At 69.8% G+C, this 25,386-nt stretch carries 19 protein-coding genes and 2 tRNA genes; 14 read left to right on the top strand and 7 right to left on the bottom strand.

The annotated features are described in order from the left end of the window. Positions 1 to 17: 17 nt before the first annotated feature. Positions 18 to 1,220 (bottom strand): DUF4192 family protein, encoded by a 1,203-nt coding sequence (locus ACODR5_RS06625; protein ID WP_488983101.1) that lies wholly within the window; start codon positions 1,218 to 1,220, stop codon positions 18 to 20. A 175-nt stretch (positions 1,221 to 1,395) separates the two neighbouring features. On the opposite strand from ACODR5_RS06625, the gene ACODR5_RS06620 reads away from it, so the two are divergent. Together ACODR5_RS06620 and cls are read left to right on the top strand one after the other, a co-directional pair. Beyond that, positions 1,396 to 1,614, top strand: coding sequence for a hypothetical protein (locus ACODR5_RS06620; RefSeq protein ID WP_449853756.1), 219 nt, complete (start codon positions 1,396 to 1,398; stop codon positions 1,612 to 1,614). A gap of 110 nt (positions 1,615 to 1,724) precedes the next feature. After that, positions 1,725 to 3,131, top strand: coding sequence for a cardiolipin synthase (gene cls / locus ACODR5_RS06615; protein ID WP_488983131.1), 1,407 nt, complete (start codon positions 1,725 to 1,727; stop codon positions 3,129 to 3,131). A 16-nt stretch (positions 3,132 to 3,147) separates the two neighbouring features. Here cls and ACODR5_RS06610 read toward each other — a convergent pair whose 3' ends face one another. Both ACODR5_RS06610 and ACODR5_RS06605 read right to left on the bottom strand, forming a co-directional pair. Further along, the gene (locus ACODR5_RS06610; RefSeq protein ID WP_488983100.1) at positions 3,148 to 4,176 is read right to left on the bottom strand and encodes a diacylglycerol/lipid kinase family protein; all 1,029 of its coding nucleotides are present in this window, start codon (positions 4,174 to 4,176) and stop codon (positions 3,148 to 3,150) included. Between the two features lie 142 nt (positions 4,177 to 4,318). Then, a complete protein-coding gene (locus tag ACODR5_RS06605; RefSeq protein ID WP_488983099.1) occupies positions 4,319 to 4,597 on the bottom strand; it encodes a helix-turn-helix domain-containing protein in 279 nt (92 codons plus the stop codon). Between the two features lie 138 nt (positions 4,598 to 4,735). Here ACODR5_RS06605 and ACODR5_RS06600 point away from each other — a divergent pair, with 138 nt between their 5' ends. From ACODR5_RS06600 to ACODR5_RS06590, 3 genes are read left to right on the top strand one after another with little or no spacing between them, the layout of a single operon-like run. Continuing rightward, positions 4,736 to 7,612: an SNF2-related protein gene (locus ACODR5_RS06600; protein ID WP_488983098.1), complete on the top strand. Its 2,877-nt coding sequence runs from the start codon at positions 4,736 to 4,738 to the stop codon at positions 7,610 to 7,612. Positions 7,613 to 7,644: 32 nt separating this feature from the next. Next, a complete protein-coding gene (locus ACODR5_RS06595; protein ID WP_488983097.1) occupies positions 7,645 to 9,609 on the top strand; it encodes a site-specific DNA-methyltransferase in 1,965 nt (654 codons plus the stop codon). Then, a complete protein-coding gene (locus ACODR5_RS06590) occupies positions 9,609 to 12,557 on the top strand; it encodes a restriction endonuclease (protein ID WP_488983096.1) in 2,949 nt (982 codons plus the stop codon). The genes ACODR5_RS06595 and ACODR5_RS06590 overlap by 1 nt, the downstream gene beginning before the upstream one ends. On the opposite strand, the gene ACODR5_RS06585 is transcribed toward ACODR5_RS06590, so the two are convergent. Both ACODR5_RS06585 and ACODR5_RS06580 read right to left on the bottom strand, forming a co-directional pair. Then, positions 12,558 to 13,157: a GNAT family N-acetyltransferase gene (locus tag ACODR5_RS06585; RefSeq protein ID WP_488983095.1), complete on the bottom strand. Its 600-nt coding sequence runs from the start codon at positions 13,155 to 13,157 to the stop codon at positions 12,558 to 12,560. It abuts the gene before it with no gap. 85 nt (positions 13,158 to 13,242) lie between these two features. Further along, complete coding sequence (locus ACODR5_RS06580) at positions 13,243 to 14,562, bottom strand: ISL3 family transposase (RefSeq protein WP_442922776.1); 1,320 nt, start codon at positions 14,560 to 14,562, stop codon at positions 13,243 to 13,245. Between the two features lie 175 nt (positions 14,563 to 14,737). On the opposite strand from ACODR5_RS06580, the gene ACODR5_RS06575 reads away from it, so the two are divergent. The 9 genes from ACODR5_RS06575 to ACODR5_RS06535 all read left to right on the top strand — a co-directional run bounded on the left by ACODR5_RS06575 (position 14,738) and on the right by ACODR5_RS06535 (position 23,363). Next, the gene (locus ACODR5_RS06575) at positions 14,738 to 16,189 is read left to right on the top strand and encodes an HNH endonuclease signature motif containing protein (protein WP_488983094.1); all 1,452 of its coding nucleotides are present in this window, start codon (positions 14,738 to 14,740) and stop codon (positions 16,187 to 16,189) included. Between the two features lie 103 nt (positions 16,190 to 16,292). Beyond that, a complete protein-coding gene (locus ACODR5_RS06570) occupies positions 16,293 to 17,585 on the top strand; it encodes an exonuclease domain-containing protein (protein ID WP_488983093.1) in 1,293 nt (430 codons plus the stop codon). Between the two features lie 102 nt (positions 17,586 to 17,687). Beyond that, on the top strand, positions 17,688 to 17,918 hold the full coding sequence (locus ACODR5_RS06565; RefSeq protein ID WP_488983092.1) for a hypothetical protein: 231 nt from the start codon (positions 17,688 to 17,690) through the stop codon (positions 17,916 to 17,918). Between the two features lie 344 nt (positions 17,919 to 18,262). Then, on the top strand, positions 18,263 to 19,546 hold the full coding sequence (serS, locus tag ACODR5_RS06560) for a serine--tRNA ligase (protein WP_488983091.1): 1,284 nt from the start codon (positions 18,263 to 18,265) through the stop codon (positions 19,544 to 19,546). Between the two features lie 87 nt (positions 19,547 to 19,633). Beyond that, positions 19,634 to 20,455: an HAD family hydrolase gene (locus ACODR5_RS06555; protein ID WP_488983090.1), complete on the top strand. Its 822-nt coding sequence runs from the start codon at positions 19,634 to 19,636 to the stop codon at positions 20,453 to 20,455. A gap of 135 nt (positions 20,456 to 20,590) precedes the next feature. After that, a tRNA-Ser gene (locus tag ACODR5_RS06550) sits at positions 20,591 to 20,678 on the top strand. 13 nt (positions 20,679 to 20,691) lie between these two features. Next, positions 20,692 to 22,023 (top strand): LCP family protein, encoded by a 1,332-nt coding sequence (locus ACODR5_RS06545; protein WP_488983089.1) that lies wholly within the window; start codon positions 20,692 to 20,694, stop codon positions 22,021 to 22,023. Between the two features lie 44 nt (positions 22,024 to 22,067). Further along, positions 22,068 to 22,160 (top strand) — tRNA-Ser (locus ACODR5_RS06540). Between the two features lie 228 nt (positions 22,161 to 22,388). Continuing rightward, a complete protein-coding gene (locus ACODR5_RS06535) occupies positions 22,389 to 23,363 on the top strand; it encodes a D-alanyl-D-alanine carboxypeptidase family protein (protein ID WP_488983088.1) in 975 nt (324 codons plus the stop codon). 22 nt (positions 23,364 to 23,385) lie between these two features. Here ACODR5_RS06535 and ACODR5_RS06530 read toward each other — a convergent pair whose 3' ends face one another. Next, a complete protein-coding gene (locus tag ACODR5_RS06530; RefSeq protein WP_488983087.1) occupies positions 23,386 to 24,231 on the bottom strand; it encodes a methyltransferase family protein in 846 nt (281 codons plus the stop codon). Positions 24,232 to 24,352: 121 nt separating this feature from the next. Next, positions 24,353 to 25,386: MinD/ParA family ATP-binding protein (locus ACODR5_RS06525; RefSeq protein ID WP_488983086.1), on the bottom strand; the 1,034-nt coding region annotated here is incomplete at its 5' end.

Raw genomic sequence — 25,386 nt, 5'->3', positions numbered from 1 at the left:
CGCCGCGGCGGTTGCGCTCACGGCGCACCGCGCTCGGGGCGCTCGAACGCCCACGCCGGCAGGTAGCCGTTCGCGAGCATCGTCGCGAGGATGCGCGCGAGCCCGTGCCCGGGGTCGACCTCGAGCGCGCGCGAGACGTACCAACCCGCGTGCGTGGAGTTGCCGAGCGCCCAGCTGAGCCACCCCGCGCTCGCCAGGGGACCGACCCGCCGGCGCGAGCCGACGCTGGCCGCGACCACCCTCGCCAGCTCCAGTCCGCGCCGCAGGCGCTCGGGGTCGGGGCGCGGTCCGTCGCCCGCCAGTCGCACCGGCTCGTCGGGCAGGCCGGCGTCCCCCTGCGCGAACCGCAGCTGCCAGGCGAGCGTGCGCCGACCGGCGTCGAGGTCGGCGCTCCACTGCGTGAGGGCGACATCGCGCAGCAGAGGCGTGCCGAGCGCGAGCGCGAGGAAGGCGGCCTCGGCGGGGTGCAGGTCGTCCGGATCCCATGACAGCGCGTCCTCGAGGACGCCGGGCAGATCCGCGAGCGACTGCTCGTCCGGCGCGGCGCCGCCCCGAGCGCCGCCCTGAGCGGCACGTGGCTCCGCACTACCGCTCGGCCGCGCGCCCGCGTTGGCGTCGCCGCCGTCGGCGCCGGCGCCCTCGCCGTCGCCGACGGCGCCGGGCACGCGTCCCTGCAGCTCGGCGATCGCCTGCGCCACGCGCCGGCGCGCGGCCTTGCCGACGCGGGGCAGCTCGAGCCCCGCGTGCTGGTCGCGGGAGACCGGACCGCGCCCGCCGTCGACATCCGGCGGCGGCTCGACCTCGGTGAGCGGGCGCGGCGGAGCCGGGTCGCCGTACGAGGCCCAGCCGTCGCGCGCGACGAGGTGCGCCCCGAGCACCGCCAGACCGCACTCACCGGCGCGGCCGGTGATGCGATCCACGAGCCCGCGCCGCACGAGCCCGCCGGCGCCGCCGCGCCAGGCGCCGTGGCACGGCGCATCGGTGTACACGACGAGCGCCACGCCGTCGGCGTCGCGCACGCGGCAGACGGTGCCGATCGCCGTGGCGGCGAAGGCGGCCTCGTCCTCGCCGGGCGAGGGCAGGTCGAGCCGCAGCACGCCGAGGCTGCGGCTGTCGCGGAACGGCACGAGCACCACGCTCTCGCGCGGCGTGAAGCCGGCGAGATGCGGCACGAGTGACAGGAACCGGGCGGGGGAAGGGGCGCGAAGGATCGTGGTCATGCGGACGATCCTTCGCCTCCCGCCCCGCCGCGTCCCGCGATCCACAGGACGGATCCGCCGATCCACGCGATCCGGCGCTTGTGGACGGGCCGAGCCCACGCCCGCGTCGAGCCAACGCCCGTATCGCCGCCCGCGCTCCCAGGATCCGGTGCGCCCGCGCGGATAGGATCGAGACGTGGACAGCTACTGGGCAGCCGTGGTGTGGTCGCTGCTGCCGACGATCGCGATCGCGCTCGTCTTCTGGTTCGTGCTGCGCAACATCCTGCGCTTCGACCGCACCGAGCGCCGCGCCTACGCCAAGATCGAGGCCGAGGAGCGCGCCAAGCGCGGCCTTCCGCCCCGCGCCGACGCCGGCTCCGCGAGCACCCAGGGCGCTGCGCCCGGATCCGAGTGACGCGCACGCCCCCGGTACGCTGAGGCGAGGAGGGGCGCGTGGACTTTCTGGACTGGCTGTGGGGAGCACTCGGCGCGTCGTGGTGGGCGATCATCGTCTGGATCGTCGACATGACCATCCGCATCGTGGCCGTGCTCATCGTGCCCGCCAATCGCAAGCCCACCTCGGCCATGGCGTGGCTGCTCGCCATCTTCCTGCTGCCGATCCCCGGCATCCTGCTGTTCATCCTCATCGGCAGCCCGCGCCTGCCGCGTGACAAGCGGCGGCGCCAGGCGCAGACGAACGAGTACCTGCGCGAGGTGAACGACATGCTCGAGGGCGGCAGCCTGCGCCCCGGGCAGCCGGAGTGGTTCACGGCGCTCGTGCGCATGAACCGCGAGCTCGGCGCCCTGCCGATCTCGGGCGACAACGGCGTGCGGATCATCTCGGACTACCAGCAGAGCCTCGACGAGATGGCCGCCGACATCCGCCGCGCCCGCTCGTACGTGCACGTGGAGTTCTACATCTTCAAGTCCGATGCGACGACGGACGGCTTCTTCCGCGCGCTCGAGGACGCCTGCGCGCGCGGCGTGCAGGTGCGCGTGCTGCTGGATCACTGGGCGAACCTCGTCAAGCCGCACCACCGCCGCACGATCCGCCGGCTCAAGGCCATGGGCGCCGACTGGCGCTTCGCCCTGCCCATCCAGCCGCTGCGCGGCAAGTGGCAGCGGCCCGACCTGCGCAACCACCGCAAGCTCGTCGTCGTCGACGGCGTGGTGGCGTACCTCGGGTCGCAGAACATCACGGACCGCACCTACAACCTGCGCGCGAACATCCGCCGCGGCCTGCGCTGGGTCGACGTGATGGTGCGGCTGGACGGGCCCGTCGTCTCGAGCGTCGACGCCGTGTTCCTCTCCGATTGGTTCAGCGAGACCGACAGCGTTCCCGACGGCGTGGACCTGCGCGAGATGCCGTCCGGATCGGGCGACCTCGACTGCCAGGTGGTGCCGTCGGGCCCGGGGTTCGAGGTGGAGAACAACCTGCGCCTGTTCCTCTCGCTGATGTACGCGGCGCGCGAGAAGATCATCATGATCAGCCCGTACTTCGTGCCGGACGAGGCCCTGCTGCTCGCGGTGTCGTCGGCGTGCGACCGCGGCGTGCAGGTGGAGCTGTTCGTCTCGGAGGTGGGGGATCAGGCGGTCGTCTACCACGCGCAGCGCAGCTACTACGAGGCGCTGCTGAAGGCGGGCGTGCGCATCTGGCTGTATCGCAAGCCGTACATCCTGCACACCAAGGGCCTCACGATCGACGACGAGGTCGCCGTGATCGGCTCGAGCAACATGGACATGCGCTCGTTCGGCCTCAACCTGGAGATCTCGCTGCTCGTGCGCGGCGAGGAGTTCGTGCGCCAGATGCGCGAGGTGGAGGACACCTACCGCGGCCTCAGCCGCGAGCTCACGCTCGACGAGTGGATGCGTCAGCCGCTGCGCTCCCGCGTGCTCGACAACCTCGCGCGGCTGACCTCGGCGCTGCAGTAGGGCCGTTCGCGCCGGATCAGATCGCGGCGATCGGGTGGCCCTTCGGGACCGCCGCGAGCAGACCGCCGGGGTGCACCGTGCAGTCCATGCGCGTGGCCGCGCCGAACTCGTCGCCGTCCAGCTCGATGGGCTGCGGATCGGGCGTGGCCGTCTCGATGTCGGTGGCCTGCAGGTACCGCACCGACGTGTCGTGCCGCCGCTCCACGATCCGTCGGCCGGCGCGGAAGCGCCGCAGCACCGAGTTGTCCCACCACACCTTGCGCCACACGCCCAGCCAGCCGAACACCCCCGTCGGCTGGATGATGGCGACATCCAGCGTGCCGTCGAGGATCGAGGCGTCGGGAATGAGCGCGATCCCGCCGGGCAGGGCGCCGCAGTTGGCGACGAGGATGCTCTGCACGCGCGCCGAGTGGATGCGCGTGAGGGTGCGCGTGGCGGTCTTCGATCCGGGGCGTGGATCGGTCTGGTAGACCACGCGGAACGGCTCGGCACCGATGAGCGAGCGCGCCGCCCCGTCGACGTACGCCACCCAGCCCACGGCCCTCTTCAGGTCGGCCTTCGTGTTCGCGATCATCGCCGCGTCCAGCCCCATGCCGGCCATGACGACGAAGGCGTGCTCCTCGGTGGTGCCGTCGGCGCGCAGCAGCCGCGCGATGCCGATGTCGACGGGCACGGTCTCGCCCTCGAACGCGGCGCGCACCATCTCCTGCTGATCGCCCAGCGGCAGCAGCAGGTTGCGGGCGAGCAGGTTGCCGGTGCCGCTGGGCACGATCGCGAGCGGCACGCCGGATCCGTCCATCACCTCGGCCACGGCGCGCACCGTGCCGTCGCCGCCGGCCACGAGCACGGCCGCCGCTCCCTGCGCCAGGGCCTCGCGCGTGATCCCCTGCCCGGGGTCCTCCACGCTCGTCTCGAGCAGGATCGGCTCGCCCCATCCGGAGCGCGCGGACTGCGCCTCGACGAGCGCGCGCAGCTTGGCGCCGTTCACCTTCGACGGGTTGTACACGAGCGCGGCCCGCCGTGTGCGTGCGTCGGTCTGGGCCATGTCGTCAGCCTATTCCGGGTGCCGCGGGGTGACGGGTTGCTGCACCTCATCGGCTGCACTCAATCGGTTGCTGAACGTAGCGAGCGCCAGCGAGCGAAGATGAAGCGACCACCGCAAGCCCGCCGCGCCAACCCGCCCGCGGCTACCGATTCGCGCGCCGCCGCCCGTCCACGGCCCGCGGCGCGAACATCTCCACGGTGATCCCGCTCAGCAGCTCTCCGGGCTCGACATCGAGCGCCTCGGCGATCCGCACGAGCGACTGGATGCTGGGCAGCGACCGCCCGCTCTCGTACGCGCGGATGTTCGACGAATCGATCGAGGTCGCCGCCGCCAGCTGATCCTGCGTCATCGTCAGCCGCGTCCGCCGGGCCGCCACCAGCCGCCCGATGTGCGCGGCGGCTTCGGAGGGAACGCGTGGCACCGATCCAGCGTGAACGTGCCCGGTCCCCAGCGCCAGGGTGCATAGACCCGGGTACTTGTACCATGATGGTCCCGACATGGTTATCGAGCTTCGGGTAAAGGTGGGCGATTCGCGCAGGCGACGACCCGTCGTCGGGCCATGAACAGCACTCTCACCGACCATCAGGCGAAGTACTTCGCGCACGAGCTGCAGCGCTCCTACGCCAACGACCAGGTGGGCAAGCTCGCCGGGCTTCTCTTCGACGCACAGGTCGAGCCGAAGCCCCACCAGATCGACGCGGCGCTCTTCGCGCTGCAGACGCCGTTCCTGCCTGGCGTGATCCTGGCGGACGAGGTCGGCCTCGGAAAGACGATCGAGGCCGGCATCGTCATCTCGCAGTATTGGGCGGAACGCCGCCGGCGGATCCTGATCATCGCACCATCGCCATTGCGGCAGCAGTGGCAGCAGGAGCTGCTCGAGAAGTTCGCACTGCCGTCGGCGATCATCGACCCCCGCTCGAAGGATGATCTGCTGGCCCCCGGTCATGCGGCGCAGGTGCTGATCTGCTCCTACGAGTTCGCACAGCGTCACGAGCACTCACTGCTGGCCTCGTGGGATCTGGTGGTCGCAGATGAGGCGCACCGTCTGCGTAACCACTGGACGGGTAAGACCAAGTCAGCGGCGGCCGTGGCGCGCATCGTGCAGAACGCGCACAAGACGGTGCTGCTCACGGCGACTCCGCTGCAGAACCGCCTCGAAGAGCTCTTCGGGCTGGTCTCGGTCTTCGATCCGGGCTACTTCACGTCTCTCGACGCCTTCCGGGAGCGGTACGTGAAGGGTGGCGACGACGACCTCGTGGAACGCGTCGCCGCGATCTCGAAGCGCACGTTGCGACGCGATGCCGACAAGTACATCCGGTTCACGGAGCGCCTGCCCCTGACCGTCGAGTTCACGCCGTCGGAGGACGAGCAGACGCTCTACGACCTCGTCAACGAGTACCTGCAGCGTGAGCATCTGTATGCGTTCAGTGGTTCCCAACGTCACCTCGCTGCGCTCATCATCCGAAAGCGCCTGGGGTCCTCGACCTACGCGGTCGCCAGCACATTGCAACGGATCGCGGATCGTCTCGCGGACGAGGCGGCGGCGGGCGGTCGCTCGACGCAGCGATCGATTGCCACGGACTTCGCCGTCGACGACGACCTCGCCGGCGACATGCTCGAGGAGGTCCAGGAGCAGCGATTCGGGCCGTCTGCAGCGCGCGCGCTGGACGCGAGCGACCTCGCGGCGATGGCCGACGAGGCGGCCGAGCTGCGCGAGTACGCAGCCCTGGCGCGTTCGATCACGGTCAACCAGAAAGCCGTGAAGCTGCTCGAGGCGCTCGACCTGGGCTTCGCGCGGCTGCGTGAACTCGGCGCCGCCGACAAGGCGATCATCTTCACCGACTCCACGAAGACGCAGGACTACCTCGCGCGCACGCTGCGTGAGGCGGGTCGCGGGGAAGGCCTCGTCCTCTTCAACGGCTCGAATGATGCGCCCGAGCAGACGGAGATCTACCGCCGCTGGCTCGAGGCGCACCGCGACAGCGACCTGGTGACGGGTATCCCCGCCGTCGACCGGCGCAAGGCGCTCGTCGAGCATTTCCGCACGTCGAACGCGCCGGGCGGAACGATCATGATCGCCACCGAGGCAGCCGCCGAGGGCATCAACCTGCAGTTCTGCTCGATGCTCGTCAACTACGACCTGCCGTGGAATCCGCAGCGCGTGGAGCAGCGGATCGGGCGCGTGCACCGCTTCGGCCAGAAGCACAACGTCGTCGTCGTCAACCTCGCCAACAAGGGCAATATCGCCGAGGCGCGGATCCTCGAGCTGCTCGCCGACAAGTTCCGCCTGTTCTCCAGTGTGTTCGGCGCGAGCGATGAGGTGCTGGGCTCGATCGAGGACGGCTTCGACTTCGAGAAGTCGATCGGCGACATCCTCACGCGGTGCAAGACCGCCGCCGAGCTCGAGGCCGCCTTCGACGCACTCGAGGCGCAGTACGCGACCGAGATCTCCCGCGAGATGGCCAGCGCGAAGGCGAAGGTGTTCGACCACCTCGACCCGCACGTTCAGGATCGCCTCAAGGCCTACGATGCCGAGGCCGGCGTCGTGCTCAACACGTTCGAGCGGCTGCTGCTCGCCGTCACGCGCCACGAGCTCGCGGACGTCGCCACCTTCGAGGGCGATGGCCGCACATTTGTGCTGCACAAGTACCCGGTTACCGGTGTGCCGACCGGTCGTTACTACTTCAAGTCGCAGCCGCTCGAGAACGCGCACCAGTACCGCTATGCGGGTGCGCTCGCGCAGGACGTGATCCGGCGGGCGAAGGAGCGCGAGACACCGCCGCGGGAACTGGTGTTCTCGCTTTCCGCATCAGACCGGGTCCCGGCCGCGCTGAAGGGCCTCGTCGGCGCGACCGGGACGCTCACTGCGAGCGAGATCACCTTCCGGATGTCCGCACGCGGGGAGGACGTCTCCGAGTCGTACATGCTCGCCGGCGCACTGACCGACGACGGGCGGTGGCTTGACGAGGAGTACGTCGCCGATCTGCTCGGGCTCGCGTGCATCGAGGTGCGAGAACTTGCGGCCGCGATCGATGAAGCGCCGTTCGCCGAGCGCCTCGAGTCGCGTCGCGTCGAACTGACGCAGGACGTGCAGGGGCGCAACGCCCGGCACTACGCGCAGCAGGAGGAGCTGCTCTACCGCTCGCAGCAGGACCGAAAGGCCGAGCACGAGGGCCGCATCCGCGAGTTCCGGGCGAAGGAGAAGGAAGTCCGCAAGCTCGCGCGAGCCGCCTCCGACCCGATGGAGCAGCTGCGCCTCAAGAAGGAGGCCCGTCGCTGGGAGCAGCGCGCTGAAGACGCCGACGAGGAGTTCCGCGTCGTGCGCCGGCAGCTGCGCGAGGAAGCCGATTCCTACCTCGACCTGATCGAGCAGTCCCTGCGCGGCACGCAGACCACCGACCACCTCTTCACCATCCGCTGGCGTCTCGACGCCTAGCGGCGTCGGGCATCTCACAAGGGCAGTCACACATGACCGACGACACCGACGACCTCATCCACGAGGCCGAGCCGGCCACGCCGAACTTCCGTACCGAGCTCGCCGCGCAGCTTCACGACCTCGTGCCCGAGGCGATCGCCGACGGCAAGGTCGACGTCGAGAAGCTCAGGGAGCTGCTGGCTGAGGACGTCGCCGACGACTCGGAGCGCTTCGGCCTGTTCTGGCCCGGCAAGAAGCGAGCGATGAGGGCCGCTCAGGAGCCGACGACGGCCACGTTGCGGCCCGACTTCGAGAACTCGAAGAGCTGGGACACGACGAAGAATATCTTTATCGAGGGCGACAACCTCGAGGTGCTGAAGATTCTGCAGAAGCATTACCACGCCAAGATCGACCTGATCTATATCGATCCTCCATACAACACCGGCGGCGACTTCGTGTACCCGGACAATTACAGGGAGGGTCTCGACACCTACCTCGAATGGACTCGTCAGGTCAACGAGGAGGGCAGGAAGCTTTCGACCAACACCGACGCGCAGGGTCGCTATCACTCCAACTGGCTCAACATGATGTACCCGCGGCTCAAGCTGGCGCGGAATCTCCTGACGGATGACGGTGTAATCTTCATCTCGATCGATGACAACGAGCAGCCCAACCTCAGAGCGATGTGCGACGAGGTGTTCGGTGCCAGCAACTTCATCGCGCAGATTGTGCGGAACACGAACAGCTCGAAGAATCAGAGCCTGTTCGTTTCGGTTAGTCATGAGTACTGCCTGGTATACGCTCGCAACATCGCGGTCCTGAACGCGAAGCACGCAAACGACAAGTGGTCCGTGCCAAAGAACAACGTCGAAGAGTACAAGCGGCGTGTCAAGAAGCTCCAGGATATGGGGCTATCAAACGATGAGATCACCCAGGAGCTCAAGCAACTCACCAACTACCCGCGGTTCATCGATTTCACTAACTATTGGTACTTCGACGCGCGAGGCCTCTACCGAAAGGACAATCTCGGCGGCGTGAAGAATGGTAACATGGTGCCGCTCTACAACCCCGTGACTGGAAGGGACGACCCCGTACCGCCCGGAGGGTATCGGTTCAACGAAGAGAAGCTCGCCGATCTTGTCGCGGAAGGGCGCGTGCACTTTCATTCGGACGGCAGTTTGCCGACGATCAAGCGGTACCTCGACGAGAACGAGGGGCAGCGCCCTAAGTCGATCATGTCGGACGACCAGCGCCCCGACTACGCGTTGCTGCAGGCCCTAGACACTCCATTCGACAACCCCAAGCAGCTGGCATTCATGAAGCGGATTGTTTCAATCGCAGATTCTGATGCTCTGGTGCTCGACTTCTTCGCTGGCTCCGCAACCACGGCGCACGCAGTCATGGAACTCAACGCCGAGGACGGCGGTACCCGTCAGTTCATCCTGGTGCAACTTCCGGAGCCTATTCGCGAAGGTTCTGAGGCTCTCGAGAAGGGCTTCGCGACAATATCCGAGATCTCGCGTGCACGTATCGACCGTGCAGGCAACCGCATCGCCGCGACGATGTCGGACGAGGTTGGGCTACGCCCGGTGCCGCTCGACCTTGGCTTCCGGGCTTATGCTCTCGCCGATACGAACTTCGCAAAGTGGCGCCTCTCCAGCGATGCCGATCTCAACGCGCTCGAGCAGCACCTGTTCGACCTACGCGACAGCGCGAATGACGACGCCACCGTCGACGACCTGCTGACCGAGTTGCTGCTCAAGCAGGGCTTCTCGCTCACGGAGAGGATCTCGCCGGTCGAGATCGCGGGGCTCGAGCTGCGATCGGTGAACGACGGGATTGTGCTCGCGTACCTGAACGAGCACGTGAAGCCGTCGCTCGAGCAGCTGCGCGCGGTCGCTGACGGGCTGCCCGAGCGGCTCATCGTGCTCGAGGACGCTTTCCAGGGTGACGACGAGCTCAAGACGAACACGGCACAGCTCTGCAAGAGCAAGAGCATCCAGTTCTGGACGGCGTGATGAGCTTCCAGTTCGACGCCAGCCAGAAGTATCAGCTCGAGGCGATCGCCTCCGTCGTCGACCTCTTCGACGGGCAGCCGGCGGACGGCGACAAGCTCGAGCGCGCCCTCCGCGGCGCCGCGCACACGGAGACCGGCCAGGGGCTGCTCGTGCGCGAGGAGGTCGGAGCGATCGGCAACAGCCTCGTGCTCGACCGGGACACGATCCTCACGAACCTGCAGCGCGTGCAGGACCGCAACGGCCTCGCCGTGTCGCCATCCCTGCACGACCCGAAGGCACTCGACTTCGACATCGAGATGGAGACCGGCACGGGCAAGACCTATGTCTACCTGCGCACGATCTTCGAGCTCGCGAAGAACTACCGGTTCACGAAGTTCGTGATCCTCGTGCCGAGCGTCGCGATCCGCGAGGGCGTGAACACGAGCATCCGGCTCATGCGCGACCACTTCGAGTCGCTCTACAAGCCGCACGGGATCACGTTCGACGCCTCGGTGTACAGCGGCAAGAACGCGGAGGAAGTGCAGGCGTTCGCCACGGCGACGAACGTGCAGATCCTCGTCATGACGATCGACGCGATCCGCGGCAATGCGAACACGCGCATCATTCATCAGACGCGCGACAAGCTGAACGGCCTGCGGCCGATCGACTACCTGAGTGCGACGAACCCGGTGGTCGTCATGGACGAACCGCAGAACATGGAGTCGAAGCTGTCGCAGTCCGCGGTCGGAGACCTCGACCCCGCCTTCACGCTGCGGTACAGCGCGACCCACAAGACGAAGCGCAACGTCGTCTACCGGCTCGACCCCGTCGACGCGCACGACCTCGGGCTCGTGAAGCAGATCGCGGTGGCCGACGCACACCAGATGGGAGCCGATGCCAAGGCCTACGTCAAGCTGCTCGGCGTCAAGACGGATCCCTGGACGGCGCGGCTCGAACTCTCCTGCCGCAAGGCCGACGGTTCCCTCGAGCGGCGTGCCGTCAACGTGCGCCAGAACCAGGAGCTCTCCGCCGAGGCCATCACCAACAACCCCGTCTACGAGGGGTGGCGCGTGATGGAGATCCGCACCGATCCGCCCTTCGTCGAACTCACGCACGCGTCTCTTTACGAGGGGGAGAGTGTCGGCGGCGCCAACGAGGCGATCTACAAGGAGATGATCCGCGAGACGGTGCGCGAGCACCTGCACAAGACGGCTCTGCTGCGAGGCCGCGGCATCAAGGTGCTCAGCCTCTTCTTCGTCGACAAGGTCGCCAGCTTCCTCGGTGACGGGACGAACAACGACGACGCGAACGGCGAGATCGTGCGCTGGTTCGACGAGGTCTACGCCGAGGAGCGCGCCAAGAACGCCCGCTATCAGGAACTCCTGCCGTATGAAGCGCGCGACGTGCGTCGCGCGTACTTCTCGCAGATCCGCAAGGGCGTCTTCGGCGACACCACCGGCTCCACCGCGAAGGATGACGACGCGTACGAACTGATCATGCGCGACAAGGAGGGCCTGCTCGACGAGAACCAACCCGTCCGCTTCATCTTCAGCCACTCCGCGCTGCGCGAGGGCTGGGACAACCCCAACGTGTTCCAGATCTGCACCCTGCGCGAGATGGGAGCCGAGACCGAGCGCCGCCAGACCCTCGGCCGCGGACTGCGACTGCCCGTGGCGAAGACCGACACCGGCTACGTGCGGGTCGCCGACCGCAGCATCGCGACGCTCACGGTCATCGCGAACGAGTCGGTGCAGCAGTTCGCGAAGAACCTGCAGACCGAGTTCGAGAAGGAAGGCGTGGAGATCGGGCGCGTCCGCAAGAACGAGTTCTCGAGGATCCTTCTGCGAGGCGCGGATGGGGCGGCGACCGACGAGCTATTCGGTTACGAGCGGTCCGTGTCGGTGTGGGAACACCTCGCCAAGGAGCGCTTCATCGACGCCAAGGGGCACGTGACGCAGAAGTTCCAGCCGCACACCGTCGACTTCAGCCTCAACCTGCCCGACGTCTTCATCGAGTACGAGGGCGAGATCATCGAGCGCGTCGCGAAGGCGAACATCGGCACGTACATCAAGCCGGTGAGCAAGCGGGTGCAGCGCACCTTCAACAAGGCGCTCTACAACACAGAGGAGTTCGAGCACTTCTGGGAGACCATCGCACAGCGCACGACCTACCGCGTCACGGTGAACAGGGATGACCTCATCAACCAGTGTGTCGCGGCGATCTCGCAGCAGCCGCCGATCGAGCCGCTGCGCATCGAGGTAACGCGCTCCGCCGTGCGGGTGCTTCGAGGAGGGGCAAAGGGCGAGCAGCTCGGCACGCGCTCGGCTGAGTTGCAGGGCAGCTACGACCTTCCGGACATCATCAAGGAGCTGCAGGAGGCGACCTCTCTCACGCGACGCACGATCGTCGACATCCTGCTGAAGAGCGGCCGACTTCAGGAGTTCCTCGCGAACCCGAACGACGTGATCGCGATGCTCAAACGGCAGATCACAACAGTGCTCGAGCACATCGTCACCAACGGCATCCAGTACGAGAAGATCGGCGGATTCGTCTACGAGCTGCGCGAGCTGCAGGCCGACGGCGCCAAGGAGAAGGAGTACTTCGCCGACAACCTCTACAAGGTCGCGAATACGGCCAAGACCGACTTCGATCACGTCGTGTTCGACTCGGGGCCCGAAGAGGAGTTCGCCCGACTGCTCGACTCGCGCGAGGACGTCAAGCTCTTCCTCAAGCTTCCGCCCGCCTTCAAGGTGGATACGCCCGTGGGGCCGTACAACCCCGACTGGGCGATCATCAAGCAGGAGGATGGCGAGGACCGGATCTACATGATCCGCGAGACGAAGAGCACGCTCGACCCGGCGAAGCGCCGGCCGAGCGAGAACGCCAAGATCAGGGCAGCGGCCGAGCACTTCAAAGAGATCGGCGTAGCGGACTATGCGGTGTCGGCGCCGGAGAACTGGAGGCTCTGACTACCCCCGCCACTCCTCGGCCAGCAGTGCGTACGTGAGCCCGTCCATCCACTCGCCGGAGCGGTGCAGGCTGTCGCGCACCGCGTGGGCCTCGCGACGCATGCCGAGGCGCTCCATGAGGCGCCACGAGGGTTCGTTGGCCGCGAAGCAGTTCGCGGTCACGCGGCGCAGGCCGAGCGGGCCGAAGCAGAGGTCGATCGCGGTGCGCACCGCCTCGGTGGCGTAGCCGTGGCCCTGGAACGCGGGGTCGAGCGTCCAGCCGACCTCGGCCTGCACGCCGCGCGCCTGCGCGGCCACCTCGGCCTGCGCCCACGCGTCCTCGACCTTGATCATGAGGTCGCCGATCACGGTGCCCTCATCGGGGAGGACGATCGAGACCAGCGACGGGCTGTTGCGGCGCATGCGCGCGCGGTGTCCGTCGAGGGTGTCGGGCGCGCCGCCGATCCACATGCCCACCTCGGGCAGCCGGCGGAACGCCCACATCGCGTCGATGTCGGCCGGCGTCACGCGGCGCAGCAGCAGGCGCTCGGTGCGGATGGGCCAGTCCACGGCCCGCAGCGGATCGGCGACGAGGGCGCTCTCGGTGGCGGGGTGTTCCATCCCGTCACGGTATCGCGCGGGTCGGATTCCGCCGATGCAGGAGGCCGCTGGCCGGTTATCCGGCTCTTCGGACATCCGGTGGGGGTCATGGGGTGAGTCCGCCGGCGGCGAGGAGCATGCGGAGCCGGTAGTTGTGCCGGTTGCGGTAGCCGCGGGCGAGGCGGCGGTGGAGCTCGATGATCCCGTTCACGGCCTCGGTGCCACCGTTCGATGACCGCCCCGTCGTGAAGTACGCCAGGAACGCGTCGCGCCAGCGGCGGAGGGTGCGGCCCAGTCGTGCGATCTCGGGGATCGGGCAGGTGTGGAACGTGTCGACGACTTGCTCAGCGATCCGCCGCCCCGCGGCCAGATCGCCCTGGTGGTAGGCGGAGCGGAGTTGCTGCGCGCACTGCCAAGCGACGAACACTTCGTCGTGCGCGGGGTCGGCTTCCATCGCCGCGGTCAGCCTCACCCGCTGCTTCTCGGTGAGGTTCTCGGCCCCGGCGCGCAGGATGGTCTGCACCCCGTAGAGCGGGTCGCCCTTGCGTCCGCGGTGCCCGAGGGTGTCCTGCTGAACGCGACGGCGGACCTCGTCGACCGCGGCGGTGCCGAGCTTCACAACGTGGAACGCGTCGAGGACGGCGACGGCGTCGTCGAGCTTGTCGTCGATCGCGGTCTTGTATCCGGCGAACGGATCCAACGCGGCGACCTTCACCTGCTTCCGGAACGCGTCGCCGCGCTCACCGAGCCAGGTCGCGTACGCCTTCCCGGATCGACCGGGCACCAGATCCAGCAGCCTGGCCCGCGTCTTCCCTTGGCTGTCGCGGGTGAGGTCGACCATCCCGGTCAGCTCCTTCGGCCCCCGTCGGCGCGGGTCGACGTGATGCCAGACGTGCTCGTCGACGCCGAGGCTGGTGACATTCTCGAACCGGGACTCGTCCGCCGCGAGCTTGACCAGTTCGGGTTCGACGGCCCGCCACACCGTCTTCCACGACGTCCCGAGCTGCCGGGCGAGTCCTTGGATGGTGGCGTGCTCGCGACGCAGCTGCCCGATCGCCCACGCGACGGCGCGCTTCGTGATCGACCCGCGCGGCGCGACCAGCGACGGGACCTGTTCCACGAACGTCTTCCGCGGACAGCCGGACTCGCCGCACCGCCACATCCGCTGCCGCCACACCACCCTCACCCGCGTCACACCCGGCACGTCATGCAGCACCCGAAGGCGCCGACCACGGCTCGTCACGAGCACGCCGCACCCCGGGCAGCCCGTCGGGGACGCCGGAGTCGAAACGGTCACCACAAGAAGTCCGTCGCGACGCTCGACGTGCTCGACATGGACACCGTCGAGGCCGAGAAGCAGGTCGCAGCGGGCACACGGACAGTCGGCGGGGCGCGCGTCAGCGCACCCCGAAGTAGGGTGAAGCACGTCGAGGTCCTCGGTCGGAATCAGAGAGTTAGCGCTTCTGATCCTCGGGGACCTCGACCCCTACCGCCGAATCACCGCCCGGCCACCCTCACCCCACCGGATGTCCGAAGAGCCGGTTATCCACAGGCTCGAATATTTCTTCGAAAGTGTCGGTGGTCGGTGGGACGATGGGGGTATGTCGACGCCCACGGTCTCATCCTGGTTCCCCACCCCGGGGGAGCGGGAGCGCGCGCGTGTGCTCATCGGATCGGTGGCCCGCATCGAGCAGGAGATCAATCGGCTGGAGGCGCGGAAGGCGCGGCTGCTGGCGCTGCTCGTCGACGACGTGATCGCGCAGCAGGCGAGGTCGGCTCCGGGCATCTCCGATGACCTGCCGATGCGGTCGGCCGCCGCCGAGATCGCCGCGGTCTCGGGCGTCGCGCAGCGCACGATGATGGCGCGGATGAGCGAGTCGTGGACGCTGCGCGAGCGGTTCCCGGCGACGCTCGCCGCGATGGATGCCGGCGGCCTGTCTCGTCGGCATGCGTCGGTGATCGTCGACGAGGGGCTGCGGCTGAGCGACGACGCCTCCCGCGCCGCCTACGAGGAGCAGGCGATCCCCGCGGCGAAGTCGGGCACCGTGGCAGCCGCGCGAGAGGCGTGCCGGCGCTTCGCGGAGGCGGCACAGCCGGTTGCCCTGGCCGAGCGGCATCGCGAGTCGCGCCAGCAGCGGGGCGTGTTCGTGCGCCCGCTGGAGGACGGCATGGCCGAGCTGTGCCTGGTGGCCTCCGCCCCGCTGGTGCAGGGCGCGCACGATCGGCTGACGCAGATGGCGAAGTCCGTGAAGCGCGCGGCGGCGCGGGGCGCCGACGGTGCGGATGCCGCACGGGGAGAGGGGCTCGATTCTGCGGGAGCGCCCACCGTCGGCTCGTCCCGAGGTGAGGCCGCCGAGCCTTCGGGCGCGGCATCCGATGCGCGCACTCTCGATCAGCTTCGGGCCGACATCGCCGTCGACCTTCTCCTGTCGGGAGCCCCGCAGGCGCACGTTGCGCACGACGCCACTGGAGCGAACGCGCTCGACGGCATCCGCGGCACGGTCCAGGTGACGATCCCGGTGCGCACGGTCATCGGGATCGGAGAGGATGCCGCGTTCCTCGCGGGGTACGGCCCGATCGACCCCGACACCGCCCGCCGGCTTGCCGCGACGGCGCCGGGATGGGAGCGGCTGTTCCGCGATCCCGACACGGGCGCGCTGCGCGCCGCCGACCACTATCTGCCCACGGCGGCGCAGCGCCGGTTCCTGCATGCGCGCGATGAGCACTGCAGGTTCCCGGGGTGCCGGCTGCCTGCCCGGCGATGCGACATCGACCACACGGTCGCCTTCGCGGAAGGCGGGCGCACGAGCGTGGCGAACCTCGGTGTGCTCTGCCGCGGACACCACGTGCTCAAGCACAACTCGCCGTGGCGCGTGCGGCAGCGCGAGGACGGCGAGCTCGAGTGGATCAGTCCCACGGGGCGCACGATCGTCGACCAGCCCGAGCCCGCCGTGCGATTCGTCGACTCTGTCGAAGCTGACGCCGCAGCCGCCGGCGTCACGGTGGCGTCCGCACGATCGAGTGCGCCATCGGGCGATCCGCCGCTGTCCTGACTGGCAACCCTGCCCGGGCAGTTGTGGTGAGATGTCGGCGCCTTCTGTCAGCATGTCGCTGCGCCCGTCTGTGTGCGCGTCATCCTGCCGAGAGGAACCGAACATGTCGTACGCCGTCATCGACTTCGAGACCACCGGGTTCTCGCCGCAGCGCGGCGACCGCGTCGTCGAGGTGGGTGTGGTGCTGCTCGATGACGAGGCGAGGGTCGAGCACGAGTGGACGACGCTCGTCAATCCGCAGCGCGACGTCGGCCCCACGCACGTGCACGGGATCCACGCGAGGGACGTCGCCGATGCGCCGACCTTCGGCGACATCGCCGGCCACCTCGTCTCGCTCCTCGGCGGGCGCACGGTCGTCGCGCACAACCAGGCGTTCGACGTGCGCTTCCTGCGCGCCGAGCTCTCGGCGCACAAGCACGAGATCGACGCCGCCTACGCCGCGCTGTGCACGATGCTCTGGTCGCGCCGCTCGTACGGAGCCGCCAAGCTCGCCGACGTGTGCGCCGTGCTCGGACTCCCGCACGCCGTCACGCACGCGGCGCTCGACGACGCACGCGCCGCGGCCGGCGTCCTCAGCTCGCTGCTGCGCACGGAGCGCGAGAACCCGCTGTGGGACATCGAGACCAGCCAGGCGATCTTCCCGCTCGCCCCGTCCGCGCCGTCCCGCGCGGTCGCCCTCGGGCGCGCGATCCGGGCGGCCGAGACGAGGTGGGACGACGCGACCGACGCGCCGCTGTGGCAGCGCGTGTCCGTGCCGACCGATGGCGCGGATCCGGCCGCCGCGGTCTACCTCGAGCTGCTCGCCGAGGTGCTCGAGGACGGCCTCATCTCGGCCGCGGAGTACTGGCGCCTCGCGGCGATCGCCGAGGTCGCGGACCTCGGATCGCACCGGCTGCCCGAACTCCACGCCCGCTACCTCGATGCGGCCATCGCCGAGGCGGCCGCGGACGGGCAGGTGACGGGGTCGGAACGGGAGGAGCTGGCGCGGATCGCGACGCTCCTCGATCTTCCGCTCCCGAGCCTGCCGGCCGAGAAGCCCCAGATCGCCTCGTCGCCGGCCGGCACGCTCCCTGCGCCCGGCGACATCCCGGCGGCGCACCGCCCCACGGCCGCCTCCGAGGCGAGCCCCACCGGGGCGCGCTTCCAGCTCTCGCCGGGCTGCCGCGTCGTGTTCACCGGTGCGATGAGCCGCCCGCGCGAGGAGTGGGCGCGCGCGATCGCCGACGCCGGCTTCATCACGGGCAGCGTGACCAAGAACTGCGCGGTGCTCGTCGCAGCCGATCCGGCGAGCCAGTCGGGCAAGGCGAAGACCGCCGCCAAGCACGGCATCCCGATCGTCACGGAGAGCGAGTTCGAGGCGGTCTTCGAGGAGTACCTGCGTGCGCGCTCGGCCTAGTCCCTCCTGACGCCGCCGATGCCGCATCCGCGCGCCCGCGTCAATGCCCTCCCGCTGCGCCCGCGGCGGCGCGAGGCTGGCAGGTGAACAAGGAGGTACGACATGACGAGCAACGACGACCGCCGCGATCTCGCGAACGACCGCGTCAGCGAGGATCCGGAACTGCCCCTCGGCGAGGATCCGGTCATCGGCGAGGACTCCGAGCTGCCGGCAGGCGAGGATCCCGTGGAGGGGGAGCGCGCGCCCGTCGACGCCGACGATGGGGGAACGCCGACCGATGACCGCGAGCCCCTGCCCGACGACCACGCGCCCGGAGCGGGGGAGCGGGAGTAGCCGCGCACCCGCGGGCCACCGATCGAGAGGACATCCCGGTTCGAGAGGACGGATCCATCCCGATCCCTCCTCGGGAACGGGGATCTCCTCTCGAACCGGGGCCTTCTCGTGAACCGGGTTCTCCTCGGACCGGTGCCCTCTCGGCCAGAGCCGCCACCGATCGAGAGGGAATCCCGGTCCGAGAGGACGGATCCGTCCCGATCCCTCCTCCGGAACCGGGATCTCCTCTCGAACCTGCGACCGTTGGAACCCGGTCCCCGGAACCGGGCCCTCGACGACGACCGACGCTCGTCGACAACCCGACACCCGACAACCCGACAACCACCGCGCCCTAGACTTGACGCGTGATCGATCCGGCCCTTCTGCGTGAGAACCCCGACCTCGTCATCCGTTCGCAGGTGGCCCGCGGGCACTCGCCCGAGACGGTCGAGGCGGCCGTGGAGGCCGAGAAGGCCCGCCGCGCCGCGCTGACCGCGTTCGAGGAGCTGCGCGCCGAGCAGAACGCGTTCGGCAAGACCGTCGCGCAGGCGCCGAAGGACGAAAAGCCCGCGCTCGTCGCGCAGGCCAAGGAGCTCGCCGCCAAGGTCAAGGACGCACAGCAGGCCGCGAACGAGGCCGAGGAGGCGTTCGCGAGGGCCATGGCGCGGATCGAGAACGTCGTGATCGACAGCGTGCCGGAGGGCGGCGAGGACGACTTCGTCACGCTGCGCGAGGTCGGCGAGATCCGCACGTTCGATCCTGCCGAGTTCCCCGACGGCCCGCTCGACCACCTCGCGCTCGGCGAGAAGCTCGGCGCGATCGACATGGAGCGCGGCGCCAAGGTGTCGGGCGCGCGGTTCTACTTCCTCAAGGGCGTGGGCGCGCGGCTCGAACTCGCGCTCATGAACTACGCGCTCAGCGTGGCGCTCGAGCAGGACTTCACCCCCATGATCACGCCCACCCTCGTGCGGCCCGACATCATGGCCGGCACGGGCTTCCTCGGCGCGCACGCCGACGAGATCTACCACCTCGAAGAGGACGACATGTACCTGGTGGGCACGAGCGAGGTCGCGCTCGCCGGGTACCACAAGGGCGAGATCATCGACCTGTCGAAGGGCCCCGTCCGCTACGCCGGCTGGTCCACGTGCTACCGCCGCGAGGCCGGATCTCACGGCAAGGACACCCGCGGCATCATCCGGGTGCACCAGTTCAACAAGCTCGAGATGTTCTCGTACACCACGCCCGAGGATGCCGAGGCCGAGCACGAGCGCCTGCTCGCGCTCGAGGAGCGCGTGCTGCAGTCGCTCGGCCTCGCGTACCGCGTGATTGACGTGGCCGCGGGGGATCTCGGATCCAGCGCCGCCCGCAAGTACGACACCGAGGCGTGGGTGCCCACGCAGGGCGCGTACCGCGAGCTCACCTCCACGTCCAACTGCACGACGTACCAGGCCCGCCGGCTCGACGTGCGCCACCGCCCCGAGGAGGGCGGCCGCACGGAGCACGTCGCCACGCTCAACGGCACGCTCGCCACCACGCGGTGGATCGTCGCGCTGCTCGAGACGCACCAGCAGCCCGACGGATCGGTGAAGGTGCCCGCCCCGCTCGTGCCGTACATGGGCGGCCTCGAGGTGCTCGAGCCCATCGCGTAGGCACGCCCGCCGCGGCCGAGAGCACCGGAATCGGCGCGGCCGAGAGCACCGAACCGGCGCGTCCGGGGCTCCCCATAGACTGGCCGCATGAGCTCTGCAACCCGTCGTCTTGTGGCCCTGGACATCGACGGGACGGTCCTCCTCGAGGACGAGACGTTCAGCCCGGGCGTCGTCGACGCCGTGCACGCGGCCGTCGCCAACGGGCATCTCGTCACCCTCGCCACCGGGCGCAGCTGGGAGGCGACGTCCCACGTGCTGCGCGGACTCGACATCCAGCCCGAGTACGTCGTCTGCTCGAACGGCGCCGCCATCCTGATCCGCGACGACGCCTCGGAATCCGGCTACATCCGCCACTTCACCGAGCAGTTCGACTGCACCGATGTGATCGAGCTGCTCGAGACGCACCTGCCCGACGCCAACTACCTCGTCGAGCTGCCCGACGGGTCGCGCCTCTACACGCACTACGTGGACGACTGGGGCCTGCACCGCGCGAACGCGAAGCAGGTGGACCTGGCCGACATGAAGGGCCTCATGGTGTCGCGCGTCGTCGTGGTCTCGCCCGAGCACACCGAGGCCGACTTCGTCGAGATGGTCGACAGGATGGGCCTCAACCAGGTCTCGTACGCGGTGGGCTGGACGGCCTGGCTCGACATCGCGCCCAAGGGCGTCGACAAGAGCACCGCGCTGGCGCGGGTGTGCGAGCTGACGGGCTTCGCCGCCGCCGACGTCGTCGTGATCGGCGACGGCCGCAACGACATCGGGATGTTCCGCTGGGCGGCCGAGAACGGCGGCCGCGCCTTCGCCATGGGCCAGGCGCCCGAAGAGGTCAGCCACGAGGCGACCGACATCACCGACGACGTCGAGGACGGCGGCGTCGCGACGGCATTCCAGACGCTCGGCCTCGCCTGATCGGATCGTCGCCGGGCGCCGCGGTCAGTGAACTCCGTGTGAACCGCGGCCGATCGTACAGAGTTCCCCCAGATCGCGCCGGGAGAATGGCCGCCGGATCCGTCCACTAGACTTGGGTGCCCGGCGGAGACGCCTGGAGGGTTGTCCGAGCGGCCGAAGGATCTGGTCTTGAAAACCAGTGGGCAGCGATGTCCCGTGGGTTCGAATCCCACACCCTCCGCCACGAAAGGGATCGGATGAGCGAGTCGTCGAAGCGCCACGCGCGACGGACCGTGGCGCGCCACGGGCAGCTGCCGAAGTCCAACCCTGCGCGCCAGGCGCTCGCGTTCGTCGCCATCGCCCTGTCCACCGTGCTCGTCGCGGGCCTCGGCGTGATCGGCTACATCGTCTACGACCTCACCTCCACGTTCGCGTCGGAGAACACCGTCGACCTCGACGGCCAGACCGAGGCTCCCGCGATCGCCGAGCTCGACAACCGGGGTTTCAACATCCTGCTCGCCGGCCTCGACGTGTGCGACTGGGAGCACCAGGAGATCATGGGCAATCGCTGCTCCGATGATCCCGACGACTACGGCGAGAACGGGCTGGAGCTCGACAGTGCGCGCAGCGACGTGCTCATGCTCATGCACATCTCGCCCGAGCCGCGTCGCGTCACCGTGGTGAGCTTTCCGCGCGACCTCGTCACCTACATCCCGCGCTGCGAGGACGAAGAGGGCAACGTCGGCGGCGACGGGCGCGAGATGATCAACGCCGCGTACTCCTACGGCGGGCTCAGCTGCACCGTGAGCGCCGTCGAGGAGCTCACCGGCCAGACGATCGACCACGCCGCGAGCGTGACCTGGGGCGGGGTGATCGACATCACCAACGCGATCGGGGGCGTCACCGTGTGCGTGGCGGGCGGGATCCACGATCCCAAGGCAGGCGCGTACTTCGAGGCCGGCGAGAACACGATCAGCGGAGACCGCGCGCTGGCGTTCCTGCGGACCCGCGCCGGAGTCGACGACGGCAGCGACATCGCCCGCATCAGCAACCAGCAGGTGTTCATGTCGGCCCTCGTGAACAAGGTCGTCAGCCCCGAGGTGCTGGGCAACATGGGCACCGTCTACAACCTGGCGCGCGCCGTGGTCGAGAACATCGAGAAGACCCCGGCGCTGGCCGACCCCATCTACCTCGCGCAGCTCGCGCTCGCCGTGAAGGACGTGCAGTACCAGGACTTCGTCTTCGTGCAGTACCCCGTGTTCGTCGATCCGGCCGACGCCAACCGCCGCATCCCCGACGAGGAATCCGCCACGCAGCTGTTCGAGGCCATCAACGCGAACGTGCCCATCCAGGTGACCGCCGAGGGAACCGGATCGGTCTCCGAGGACGAGGCGCAGGGCGGCAGCGGAGAGGGCGAGCAGGCTCCGCCGCCCGAGGAGAACGTCGCGCCCCCGGAGGGCACGGCCCCGGCCCCGGAGGACGGCGCGGCCCCGACGCCCGAGGAGAGCGCCGGACCCGTGGAGCTCGGCTCGAACATCCCCGGGCAGACCGCCGCCGACCGACGGTGCTCCGCTGGAAATGCCGGCTGACGAGATCGGGTAGCATGGACGGGTGCACCCGTTCGCGGGTGACTGGAGACGTCGCATAGTCAGGCCTAGTGCACCACCCTGCTAAGGTGGAGTCCCCTTTAAGGGGACCGAGGGTTCAAATCCCTCCGTCTCCGCCATGCGAGAAGAGCCCCCGGGATGGGGGCCCTTCTCGCATCTCCGGGGAATGCTGCGGGATTTGAGGAGGAGCGCGCACGGATGCGCGCGACGGGGTCCCTCCGTCTCCGCCACGCGAGAAGGGCCCCCGGATGGGGGCCCTTCTCGCGTTTCCGGGGGATGCTGCGGAGGTGTCGGAACGCGGGTCCGACACCGGGACATCCGCCGGGTTGTGTCATTGTGGAGGTGACATGGAACCCGACGTCGACGCCCGCCCGAGGCGCTCGCTCAGCGCGCGCCGGCGCCGGCGCCTCGCGCGCACGATCGTCATCGCCGTCGTCGCGGTCATGCTCGGGTCGGGCGCGGTCGGGATCACGAACGCCCTGCTGGGTGACACGGGCGACGCGCCCAGCGCCGTCGCCGAGGTCGCGCCGGAGACCGCCGACGGGCTCGACCCGGCACTGATCGCCTGGCCGAAGCAGGGCACGGCGGCGGTGGCCGTGGGCGGCGGCGAGGTGCACGTCGCCGCGGATCAGCCCGTGCCGATGGCGAGCATCACGAAGCTGATCACCGCGCTCATGGTCCTGGAGGAGCGCCCCCTCGCGCCCGGCGAGCAGGGCGACGCCTACCACTTCATCTCGCGCTGGAACGCCTCGTACGAGGAGTACCTGACCAGGGGAGAGTCGGCGCTGCCCGTGCCGGCCGGCGGCACGCTCACGCAGTACCAGCTGCTGCAGGGCATGCTGATGGGATCGGCCTGCAACTACGCCGACATCCTCGTGACGGAGATCTGGGGCGACGACGCCGCGTTCGCGGCGGCCGCAGGCGCCTTCCTCGTCGAGAACGGACTGGACGGCATCGTCGTCGTCGAGCCGACCGGCATCGATCCGGCCGACACCGCGACGGCGGCCGCGCTCATCGGGCTCGGCCGGCTCGCCATGGCGGACCCCGTGATCGCCGAGATCGTCGCCACCCCTGCCGTGGAGCTGCCCGGCGCCGGCCTCGTCGAGAACACCAACGAGCTCCTCGCCGATCCCGGCGTCGTCGGCATCAAGACCGGCACCCTCGAGAAGAGCAACCTGCTCTCGGCCAAGGACATCGTCACCCCGCAGGGCACGGTGCGCGTGTACGTCGCCGCGCTCGGCCAGCCCGACGACGAGGCGCGCTTCGCGGTCTCGCGCGCGCTGTACCGCTCCGTCGAGGCGCAGCTCGGCGCCACCGGCTGACGAGCCCGCGCTCGGAGGTGCGTCACGCGATGCCCGCGCGCCCCCGGATCCGGGGCCACCAGCACCGCACCTCGGCGCGGTAGCGGCGGTATGCGTCGCCGAACCGCGCCTCGAGGTCGGCCTCCTCCCGCGGGCGCACGAGCACGTGCCAGAGCACGGCGCCGCACAGCGCGTACGCGATCGCGAGCCAAGACGACAGCAGGAGGCCCACGGCCACCCCCTGCAGGATGCCGGCGAGCGCCATGGGGTTCCGCACGAGACGATACGGGCCGGTCACGACGAGCCGGTTCGGCATCGCCGAGGGCAGCGGCGTGCCGTCGCCGCGCGTGGCGATCGCCCAGGCCGAGCACAGGCCCAGGCCGCTGGCCAGCACGAGCAGCGCGACTCCGGCCGTCGCTGTCGAGGGGGCGAACGCCGCGGGCAGGCCCCATCGGCGTTCGAGGAGCGCCAGCACCGACGGGACCACGCCCAGGAAGACCGTCCAGAAGACCACCGTCTGCGCCGCCGTGGCGGCGACGTGTCTGCGCGCCCCGCGGCCCGGTGTCGCGGGGCGGAAGGCCAGGGGCCCGCGCAGCAGCAGGTCCATCGGCACGCGGCCCAGCGCGATCAGGCACAGCGCGAGCACGGAGCCGCCGGCCGCGAGCGCCATCACGAGCGTGCCCCATCCGGCCGCTGCGGTCGCGGTCGAGTACGCCGCCATGCCCGCCGCGACCAGGCACGTCCACACCGTCGCCACGACGGCGGACGCGCGCGAGCCGGCGGCCGCGCTGCCCGAGGCGATCACGAACAGGGGGATGTCGAACACGGCGAGGAGGAGCGGATCGAGGCCGCCGAGGGTCGCCTCGCGCAGCCACGGCAGCGTCGCCACACCGATCCACCAGGCCGCGCCGCCCGCCGCCTGCGCCGCGAAGTAGAGCCGTCCCAGGCGTCGGTGCTCGTGCCGCCGCGGGTGCGCCGTCCCGACCGGCGGCTCCGCCGGCGCGGTCGTCTCAGCCCCCGAGGCCGTGCGCGATCGCGGCGGCGGCGCCGAGCCAGGCGCGCTGGGTCTCGGGCCGCAGCACGCGGTAGTGCAGCTGGGCGGCGCCCATGCCCGGGTCGAAGGGGATGCGCACGACCTCGCGCACGAGCTCGCGGTAGCCGTCCTCGATCCGGCGCAGCTCGGCGGCCGTGGCCTTCTCGTCCGACTGGCTCACGATCGCCACGGCGTTGCGCGAGAGGGCGGCCGAGCGCTCGTCGCGCTCCGCGAGCGCCTCGAGCAGCAGCGCGCCGGCTTCGGCGTGCTCGGCGCGCGACGACGTGGCGACGACGAGCTGATCGGTGTGGTCGATCATCCGAAGCCACATCGGGTCGGACTCGTCGTTGCCCGAGTCCATGACGATGAGGCGGTAGTACTTGGCGGCCACGGCGTGGATGCGGTCGACGTCCTCCGACGACACGCGCTGCTGGCTGGCGAGCACCATCGGCTGCGAGCGGAGCACGTCGTAGCGGTCGCGCGACTGGTGGTGCACGAAGCGCGCGAGCTCGGCGGACTGCGCGTCGGTGGACAGCAGCCGCTCGGTCTCGGGCAGCAGGTCGTGCAGCGTGGCGTCGTGCGGCCCCTGCTCGGTGCGCCAGCCCAGCGTGCCGCGCGTCTGGTTGTTGTCCCACGCCAGCACGCCGGCGCCGCCGTAGCGGGCGAAGACCGCCGAGAGCAGGATCGTGGTGGGCGTCTTGTTCGCGCCGCCCTTTCCGTTCACGACGGCGATCGTGCGCGGGCCGGGCCAGTGCTGCGAGACGGCGGCCTGGTCCTCGCGCTCGGCGCGCTCGGCCGCGCTCGGCGGCACCCGCATGCCGGCCCGCGCGAGCGCGCCGCGCAAGCCGCGCGTGGCGGGCTCCTCGAGGCGCTCGGGCGCGATGAACGACCGGCGCGTCTGCGGCGTGATCTGGCGAGCCACCGGCATGGCGGCGGGCGGGGTCGCGCCGGCCGGGGTCGGCAGCGGCAGGGGCGCGGGCGACGGCTGCGGGGCGACGACCGGGGCGTGGC

Source organism: Microbacterium sp. FG3, assembly GCF_057809335.1.
The sequence above is the reverse complement of the archived record's forward strand: the minus strand, read 5'-3'. Positions and strand labels throughout refer to the sequence as shown.

Excerpts from the sequence above, each read along its gene's own strand:
- ACODR5_RS06555 (WP_488983090.1), top strand. The coding sequence starts at position 19,634 with ATGAGCTCTGCAACCCGTCGTCTTGTGGCCCTGGACATCGACGGGACG.
- ACODR5_RS06610 (WP_488983100.1), bottom strand. The coding sequence starts at position 4,176 with ATGGCCCAGACCGACGCACGCACACGGCGGGCCGCGCTCGTGTACAAC.
- ACODR5_RS06545 (WP_488983089.1), top strand. The coding sequence starts at position 20,692 with ATGAGCGAGTCGTCGAAGCGCCACGCGCGACGGACCGTGGCGCGCCAC.
- ACODR5_RS06570 (WP_488983093.1), top strand. The coding sequence starts at position 16,293 with ATGTCGTACGCCGTCATCGACTTCGAGACCACCGGGTTCTCGCCGCAG.
- ACODR5_RS06595 (WP_488983097.1), top strand. The coding sequence starts at position 7,645 with ATGACCGACGACACCGACGACCTCATCCACGAGGCCGAGCCGGCCACG.
- ACODR5_RS06575 (WP_488983094.1), top strand. The coding sequence starts at position 14,738 with ATGTCGACGCCCACGGTCTCATCCTGGTTCCCCACCCCGGGGGAGCGG.
- ACODR5_RS06585 (WP_488983095.1), bottom strand. The coding sequence starts at position 13,157 with ATGGAACACCCCGCCACCGAGAGCGCCCTCGTCGCCGATCCGCTGCGG.
- cls (WP_488983131.1), top strand. The coding sequence starts at position 1,725 with ATGACCATCCGCATCGTGGCCGTGCTCATCGTGCCCGCCAATCGCAAG.
- ACODR5_RS06590 (WP_488983096.1), top strand. The coding sequence starts at position 9,609 with ATGAGCTTCCAGTTCGACGCCAGCCAGAAGTATCAGCTCGAGGCGATC.
- ACODR5_RS06600 (WP_488983098.1), top strand. The coding sequence starts at position 4,736 with ATGAACAGCACTCTCACCGACCATCAGGCGAAGTACTTCGCGCACGAG.
- ACODR5_RS06625 (WP_488983101.1), bottom strand. The coding sequence starts at position 1,220 with ATGACCACGATCCTTCGCGCCCCTTCCCCCGCCCGGTTCCTGTCACTC.
- ACODR5_RS06535 (WP_488983088.1), top strand. The coding sequence starts at position 22,389 with ATGGAACCCGACGTCGACGCCCGCCCGAGGCGCTCGCTCAGCGCGCGC.
- ACODR5_RS06565 (WP_488983092.1), top strand. The coding sequence starts at position 17,688 with ATGACGAGCAACGACGACCGCCGCGATCTCGCGAACGACCGCGTCAGC.